This window comes from Ancylobacter aquaticus (assembly GCF_004339465.1).
In the GTDB taxonomy this organism is placed as follows: Bacteria; Pseudomonadota; Alphaproteobacteria; order Rhizobiales; family Xanthobacteraceae; genus Ancylobacter; species Ancylobacter aquaticus.
The window spans coordinates 2,501-5,740 of sequence record NZ_SMFY01000010.1 but is presented as its reverse complement, the minus strand read 5'-3'; the positions used below and the strand labels follow the sequence as shown (position 1 = coordinate 5,740).

Annotated in this window: 2 rRNA genes; both read right to left on the bottom strand. The window is 54.2% G+C overall.

Going from position 1 to position 3,240, the window contains the following annotated elements:
• Positions 1-46 precede the first annotated feature (46 nt).
• Positions 47-161 (bottom strand): 5S ribosomal RNA (gene rrf / locus EV667_RS22465).
• A gap of 111 nt (positions 162-272) precedes the next feature.
• A 23S ribosomal RNA gene (locus EV667_RS22460) occupies positions 273-3,095 on the bottom strand.
• Positions 3,096-3,240: the final 145 nt, after the last annotated feature.

Below are 3,240 nucleotides of genomic sequence, written 5' to 3'. Positions count from 1 at the left end.
GTTTTTGTTTGGATGTGAAGAAGCTTTTGTTTGCTGTGCTTTGCAGGCCTGGCAGCGACCTACTCTCCCAGGTCTTGAGACATAGTACCATCGGCGCTGAGGAGTTTAACGGCCGAGTTCGGGATGGGATCGGGTTGGGGCTCCTCGCAATGGCCACCAGGCCGGCGAAGCACAGCATTTTGCGAAGCAAGGATCCTTTATGGATCTGATCCTGCACGGATCATGGTCTTTGGATTGCTTTGATCCTTGATGGATGACCATCGAGGATGAGAACGATCAAGCCAATCGAACGATTAGTACCGGTAAGCTCAATATGTTACCATACTTACACACCCGGCCTATCAACGTGGTCGTCTTCCACGGTTCTCAAGGGAATACTCGTTTTGAGGTGGGTTTCCCGCTTAGATGCTTTCAGCGGTTATCCCGACCGTACATAGCTACGCTGCACTGCGGCTGGCGCCACAACAGCTCCACCAGAGGTACGTTCATCCCGGTCCTCTCGTACTAGGGACAAATCCTCTCAATATTCCTACACCCACGGCAGATAGGGACCGAACTGTCTCACGACGTTCTGAACCCAGCTCACGTACCACTTTAATCGGCGAACAGCCGAACCCTTGGGACCTGCTCCAGCCCCAGGATGTGATGAGCCGACATCGAGGTGCCAAACGATGCCGTCGATATGGACTCTTGGGCATCATCAGCCTGTTATCCCCGGCGTACCTTTTATTCGTTGAGCGATGGCCCGTCCACGTGGGACCACCGGATCACTATGGCCGACTTTCGTCTCTGCTCGACTTGTCAGTCTCACAGTCAGGCGGGCTTATGCCATTGCACTCGACGACCGATTTCCGACCGGTCTGAGCCCACCATCGCGCGCCTCCGTTACTCTTTGGGAGGCGACCGCCCCAGTCAAACTGCCCACCATGCAATGTCCCGGATCCGGATAACGGACCGCGGTTAGACATCCATATCTATAAGGGTGGTATTTCAAGGATGGCTCCACGAGAGCTGGCGCCCTCGCTTCAAAGCCTACCACCTATCCTACACATACCGACACGAATGCCAGTGCAAAGTTGCAGTAAAGGTGCACGGGGTCTTTCCGTCTGACCGCAGGAACCCCGCATCTTCACGGGGAATTCAATTTCACTGAGTCTATGCTGGAGACAGCGGGGAAGTCATTACGCCATTCGTGCAGGTCGGAACTTACCCGACAAGGAATTTCGCTACCTTAGGACCGTTATAGTTACGGCCGCCGTTTACCGGGGCTTCAATTCAGAGCTTGCACCCCTCCTCTTAACCTTCCGGCACCGGGCAGGCGTCAGACCCTATACGTCATCTTGCGATTTCGCAGAGCCCTGTGTTTTTGCTAAACAGTTGCCACCCCCTGGTCTGTGCCCCTCCCGCCTGGTTGCCCAAACGGAAGGCCTCCTTATCCCGAAGTTACGGAGGTAAATTGCCGAGTTCCTTCAGCATAGTTCTCTCAAGCGCCTTGGTATACTCTACCAGTCCACCTGTGTCGGTTTCGGGTACGGTCTATAATGTGGGAGCTATTTCCTGGAACCCCTTCGAAGCCAGAACAGAACCAATTCGTCTGACAACACACGGGATTCGTCACTACCCACAGGCTCAGGAATATTCACCTGATTCCCATCGACTACGCCTTTCGGCCTCGCCTTAGGGGCCGGCTAACCCTGCGCAGATTAGCTTTACGCAGGAACCCTTGGACTTTCGGCGACAGTGTCTCTCACACTGTTTGTCGTTACTCATGTCAGCATTCGCACTTCCGATACCTCCAGAGGCCCTCACGGGTCCTCCTTCGCAGGCTTACGGAACGCTCCGCTACCGCTTGCAACAAGTTGCAAACCCTAAGCTTCGGTGCATGGCTTGAGCCCCGTTACATTTTCGGCGCAAGAATCCTAGACCAGTGAGCTGTTACGCTTTCTTTAAAGGATGGCTGCTTCTAAGCCAACCTCCTGGTTGTTTTCGGACTCTCACATCCTTTCACACTTAGCCATGACTTGGGGACCTTAGCTGTAGGTCAGGGTTGTTTCCCTCTCGACGACGGACGTTAGCACCCGCCGTCTGTCTCCCGCGCAGTACTTCCAGGTATTCGGAGTTTGGTTAGGTTTGGTAAGGCGGTAAACCCCCCTAGCCCATCCAGTGCTCTACCCCCTGGAGTATTCACGCGAGGCACTACCTAAATAGTTTTCGCGGAGAACCAGCTATTTCCGAGTTTGATTGGCCTTTCACCCCTAGCCACAAGTCATCCGAGACCTTTTCAACGGGCACCGGTTCGGTCCTCCAGTGCGTGTTACCGCACCTTCAACCTGCTCATGGCTAGATCACTCGGCTTCGGGTCTAATCCGACGAACTGAACGCCCTGTTCAGACTCGCTTTCGCTGCGCCTACACCTATCGGTTTAAGCTTGCTCGCCAGACTAAGTCGCTGACCCATTATACAAAAGGTACGCAGTCACCCAGGACGAACCTTGGGCTCCTACTGTTTGTAGGCATCCGGTTTCAGGAACTGTTTCACTCCCCTTGTCGGGGTGCTTTTCACCTTTCCCTCACGGTACTTGTTCGCTATCGGTCGCTGAGGAGTACTTAGGCTTGGAGGGTGGTCCCCCCATGTTCAGACAGGATTTCACGTGTCCCGCCTTACTCGAGGATGAATGCTTGCATTACGTGTACGGGGCTATCACCCACTAAGGCTCGACTTTCCTGATCGATTCCACTTGTCGCACATTCACCACTGGCCTGGTCCGCGTTCGCTCGCCACTACTAACGGAGTCTCTGTTGATGTCCTTTCCTCCGGGTACTTAGATGTTTCAGTTCCCCGGGTTCGCTTCAAACCCCTATGTATTCAGGGCTTGATACCTTCATCTGACAACTGGAATTCCAAAGCCTCAAGCCTCGGGATTGCTCCCAAGGTCCAAGACTTCAGAGTCCCAGTCGTCGAAGGTGGGTTTCCCCATTCGGAAATTCACGGATCAAAGCCTGTTCGCAGCTCCCCGTGACTTATCGCAGCGTACCACGTCCTTCATCGCCTCTCAGCACCAAGGCATCCACCGAATGCCCTTAAGACACTTGATCGTTCTCATCTTCGATGCCCACCCCTAGCGAAATTCCGTGCGGAATGTCGCGGAAGCGTGGCGGTTTTGAGAGACCCGCCACACGGCATCAAAGCTATTTCTAAAGACCAGCTTGCTTCGCAGTTGTTCGAGGACGGTGCGGTCAC